Annotated in this window: 2 protein-coding genes; both read right to left on the bottom strand. The window is 73.0% G+C overall.

Annotated features, from left to right (window positions below):
* Positions 1-98: 98 nt before the first annotated feature.
* On the bottom strand, positions 99-2,069 hold the full coding sequence (gene acs, locus ACFU7Z_RS35790; RefSeq protein ID WP_380738341.1) for an acetate--CoA ligase: 1,971 nt from the start codon (positions 2,067-2,069) through the stop codon (positions 99-101).
* Between the two features lie 264 nt (positions 2,070-2,333).
* A complete protein-coding gene (locus ACFU7Z_RS35785) occupies positions 2,334-4,766 on the bottom strand; it encodes a SulP family inorganic anion transporter (RefSeq protein WP_117488517.1) in 2,433 nt (810 codons plus the stop codon).
* Positions 4,767-5,192: the final 426 nt, after the last annotated feature.

Here is a 5,192-nt window from a genome sequence, read left to right as displayed (position 1 = left end):
GGTGCCCCGGACGGTGATCACCGTCCGGGGCACAGCGGTTGTCTCAGTGGGTCAGCCGTCGCGGACCCGGAGGGTCAGCGGCCGCCGGCCCGGTGGGCTCAGCCGTTGCCGTTGCCGTTGCCGCTGTCCGAGGACGGCAGCTGGGCCTGGATCTGGCTCATCACCGTGCTGTCGGCCAGGGTGGTGGTGTCACCGACCTCGCGGCCCTCGGCGATGTCGCGCAGCAGGCGGCGCATGATCTTGCCGGAGCGGGTCTTCGGCAGCTCGCCGACCACCTTGATCTGCTTCGGCTTGGCGATCGGGCCGAGCGTGCGGCCGACGTGGGCCCGCAGTTCCTCGACCAGCTCGGGGCTCTCGGTGGCACCGCCGCGCAGGATCACGAAGGCGACGATGGCCTGGCCGGTGGTGGCGTCGGTCGCGCCGACCACGGCGGACTCGGCCACGGACGGGTGGCCGACCAGGGCCGACTCGACCTCGGTGGTCGAGATGTTGTGGCCCGAGACGAGCATGACGTCGTCCACCCGGCCGAGCAGCCAGATGTCCCCGTCCTCGTCCTTCTTGGCGCCGTCACCGGCGAAGTAGCGGCCCTCGAAGCGCGACCAGTAGGTGTCGATGTAGCGCTGGTCGTCGCCCCAGATGGTGCGCAGCATGGACGGCCACGGCTCGGTGAGCACCAGGTAGCCACCGGAGCCGTTCGGCACCTCGGCGGCGTTGTCGTCCACCACGGTGGCCGCGATGCCCGGCAGGGCGCGCTGGGCCGAGCCCGGCTTGGTCTCGGTGACGCCCGGCAGCGGGCTGATCATGATGGCGCCCGTCTCGGTCTGCCACCAGGTGTCCACGATCGGACACGTGCCGCCGCCGATGTGCTCCCGGTACCAGATCCAGGCCTCGGGGTTGATCGGCTCGCCGACGCTGCCCAGCACCCGCAGCGAGGACAGGTCGAACTTCGCGGGGATGTCGTCGCCCCACTTCATGAAGGTGCGGATCGCGGTCGGCGCGGTGTAGAGGATGGTCACGCCGTACTTCTGGACGATCTCCCAGAACCGGCCCTGGTGCGGGGTGTCCGGGGTGCCCTCGTAGATGACCTGGGTGGCGCCGTTGGAGAGCGGCCCGTAGACGATGTACGAGTGGCCGGTGACCCAGCCGATGTCGGCGGTGCACCAGTAGACGTCGGTCTCCGGCTTGAGGTCGAAGACCGCGTGGTGGGTGTAGCTGGCCTGGGTGAGGTAGCCGCCCGAGGTGTGCAGGATGCCCTTGGGCTTACCGGTGGTGCCCGAGGTGTAGAGGATGAACAGCGGGTGCTCGGCGTCGTGCGCCTCGGGGGTGTGCTCGGTGGACTGGCGCGCGGTGATCTCGTGCCACCAGACGTCGCGGCCCTCGGTCCACGGGATGTCCTGCCCGGTGCGGCGGACCACCAGGACGTGCTCGACGCCGTCGACCTTGGTGAGCGCCTCGTCGATGGCCGGCTTGAGGGCGGAGGGCTTGCCGCGCCGGTAGCCGCCGTCGGCGGTGATGACGAGCTTGGCCTCGGCGTCCTGGATGCGGGAGGCGACGGCGTCGGAGGAGAAGCCGCCGAAGACCACCGAGTGGGTGGCGCCGATCCGGGCGCAGGCGAGCATCGCGACGACCGCCTCGGCGATCATCGGCAGGTAGACGGCGACCCGGTCGCCCTTGCGGACGCCGAGCTCCAGCAGCGCGTTCGCGGCCTGCGAGACCTCGTCCTTGAGCTGGGCGTACGTGATCGAACGGCCGTCGCCGGGCTCGCCCTCGAAGTGGATGGCGACCCGGTCGCCCAGGCCGTTCTCCACGTGGCGGTCGACGCAGTTGTACGCGACATTGAGCTTGCCGTCGGCGAACCACTTGGCGAAGGGAGGGTTGGACCAGTCGAGGGTCTCGGTCGGCTCGACGGCCCAGGTGAGGCGACGGGCCTGCTCGGCCCAGAAGCCCAGACGGTCCTCGGAGGCCTGCGCGTACGCGGCCACGGTGACGTTGGCGGCGGCGGCGAGCTCTGCCGGAGGGGCGAAGCGCCGCTCCTCCTTGAGCAGGTTGGCCAGGCTCTCGTTGCTCAACGCGCACTCCTCATCGAGTCATGATCGGGGGCGATCCCGTGCGTGGGGATTGTCCCGTGTGTCCCAGCGCACAGCTCACCAGGCGAACGGGGCAGTTGACAAGAGGCTCCTGTGAATTGGTGTAGACCTTTGACCGACGGCCGGGCGGCGGCCGACCGGCGACCGGTCGGCCTCGCGTCCGGTCCGCCGCGGAGGACCGGACGACCGTTCGGGGGTGGGTGGGCCCGTGCCCCGGCCCGCCCGGCGGGGACACGGACCCGGCTCTCAGGCGGCCAGCCGGGGGCCCTCCTCGCCGCCCTCGACCGGAACCCGATCATCCTCCCTCACCCGTTCGGCCGATGCTGTGTTCGGCCGGACATCGGGGCCGGTTCCGATGGGGGCCTCGGTGTGGTGTTCGATTCCGTTCGCGTCCTTCCCGGTGCGGGCCTCGACCGGGCTGAACGTCCCGGCGGCCCGGTCGAGGACGTAGGCCTGGGCCGTCGCGAGGTCGAAGTACATCCCGACCAGCCGCAGGGTGCCCTCCTCGACCCGGCGCTCCACCGCCGGGTTGGCCAGCAACTGGTCCAGCTGCTGGACCACGTTGGTGATGCAGAGCTGCTCCACGACGTCCACCGCGGGCCGGGCGGCGAACTCCGCCGGGACCCGTCGGAGCCGGTCCAGCGAGCCGCGGCCGTTGCGCAGCCAGCGGGTCAGCGGGGTGGGCGGCCCGGGGCGCTCGTGCACGCCGTCCAGCAGGGCCTGCATCGCTCCGCAGCCGGAGTGGCCGCAGACCGTGATCGAGCGCACCTCCAGCACCTCGACCGCGTACTGCACCGCGGCGGCCACCGAGTCGTCCGCCGCGCCGGGTTCGTGCGGGGCCGGCACCAGGTTGCCCACGTTCCGCACGGTGAACAGGTCCCCCGGACCGCTGTTGGTGATCATGCTGGTGACCATCCGGGAGTCCGCGCAGGTCAGGAAGAGCTGGGAGGGCGTCTGCCCCTCGCGCGCCAGCCGGGCGAGTTCCGGCCGGACCAGCGGGGCGGTGTGCAGCTGGAACACCCGGACGCCGTCCAGCAGTCGGCCGTGCGGGTCCTCCTGCTGCTCGATGCAGTGGTGGCCGACCCAGGGCGTCCAGGCCCGGCAGCGGTGCGGGCCCGGTGAACTGCCCGCACGCACGGTGCCGTCCGGGTCGAGCACCTCGTCGTCCTGGCGGCGCGTCACCATCGAGACCAGGCCGCCCGCCTCCTGGTGCCCGGCCCGCCAGGTGTGCAGCGTCTCGTACGCGGCGTGGTCCAGGAAGGAGCCGTCGTGGACCACGGTGACCTCGGCCCCGGCCGGGATGCCGGCCAGTGCCCGACCGAGCCGGGGCACGGTGGTGAAGGTGAGCGGGCCGTGCGTCCGGACGGTGACCGCGCCCCCGGGGCCGGTCTCCACGTCCACGTGGGCGCGGGTCAGCCGGTAGAGGGCGAGCAGGACGGCGGTGCCGGCGCCGATCGCGACGCCCCACAGTACGCCGGCGGCCACCACACCGAGCACGGTGATCAGGTAGACCGGGAACTCGCGGTGCCGGTGCACCTTGCGGATGTGCGCGAAGCTCACCATCTGCAGCCCGACCACCAGCACCAGCGCGGCGAGCGCGGCCAGGGGGATCCGGCGCAGTCCGCCGGTCAGCGCCAGCGCGGCGGCCAGCACCCAGACGCCGTGCAGCACCGAGGCCCACCTGGTCTGGCCGCCGGCCCGCACGTTGGCGGTGCTGCGCACCGCGCCCCCGGCGACCGGCAGCCCGCCGACCAGTCCGCTCACCAGGTTGGCGAGGCCCTGCCCGCGCAGTTCGCGGTCGAGGTCGCCGGTGCGGCGGGACATCCGGTCGGTCGCGACGGCGGACAGCAGCGACTCCACGCTGGCCACGGCGGTGACGGTGAGGACGGCGGCGAGCAGCCCGAGGACCGGGCCGTGCGGCAGCGCGGGCAGGAGTGCCTGCGGCCGCCAGGCGGGCAGCTCGATGTGGGCGAGCCGCAGGTCCAGGGCGAACACGAGGGCGGTGGCCAGTGCGACCCCGGCCAGTGGGCCGGGGACCCTGGCCAGCCGGGCGCCGAACTCGCCCGCTCGGCCGGGCAGTCGGCCGAGCCGGGGCCAGCCGACCAGGACGGCCACGGTCACCGCGCCGGCCAGCAGCGCGGGTGGGTGCGGGCCGGCCAACTGGCCGGGAAGGGCCAGGATGTCGGCGATCGCGGAGCTCTGCGGCGAGCCGCCGAGGACGACGTGCAACTGCGCGATGGCGATGGTGATCCCGACCCCCGCCAGCATGCCGTGCACGATCGCGGGCGAGACGGCGAGCGCGGTCCGGGCCACCCGGCGTGCGCCGAGCAGGAGTTGGAGCAGGCCAGCGGCGACGGTGATGGCGCAGGTGGCCCGCCAGCCGTACTGGGCGATCAGTCCGGCGGTGATCACCGTCAGCGCCGCCGAGGGGCCACTGACCTGGAGCGGTGTGCCGCCGAACAGCCCGACCACGATGCCGCCCACGGCCGCGGCGGCCAGGCCGGCGGTGAGCGGGGCGCCGGTGGCGAGCGCGATGCCGAGGGAGAACGGCACGGCGATCAGAAAGACCACGAGGGACGCGGAGAGGTCCTGGGCCCACCGGATGCGGGGGCCCGCGCCCGGCGGCGCGTGGTCGGTGGTGTCGGAGGCGATGGGGGCACTGGAGATGTCGAGGGTCATTGTCTTCCCGTCTGTCCGGGGGAGCGAACGCAGTCAGGTCCGGCGGTGAATCCGGGGTGGGGCTCCGGGGCGGATCGGCTGTCGTGGGCGCGACGGTGTGGCGGGATGGCGTGGGCGCGGCGGGGGAGTGCGGGTGTCACCGGCCGGCGTTGACCATCAGGCCCGCCAGGGCTTCGGGCGAGGTGCGGGACGTCTCACCGGGGGCCACCGGGCGAACCATCAAGACTCGGTAAACCGAGGGTAATGAAAGCTTTGCACAGCGTGGTTCCGGGAGGGAAGCGGAAAACCCCCTGATTCACCCCAATGGGTGGTGGCCTAACGGTCGGGAATCTGCTGGTCGCAGCGGTCGTGGCTCCCGTCCGCCGGGGTCGGCTCCGGAGCCGGGCGCGGCGAACGGGCCGCGACCTCCCGGAGCGGGGGAGGTCC

This window comes from Kitasatospora sp. NPDC057518 (assembly GCF_042802075.1).
Classification (GTDB): Bacteria; Actinomycetota; Actinomycetes; order Streptomycetales; family Streptomycetaceae; genus Kitasatospora.
This window is presented reverse-complemented; position numbering and strand designations above follow the sequence as displayed.

Coding starts and splice junctions, on each gene's coding strand:
- ACFU7Z_RS35785 (WP_117488517.1), bottom strand. CDS start 4,766: ATGACCCTCGACATCTCCAGTGCCCCCATCGCCTCCGACACCACCGAC.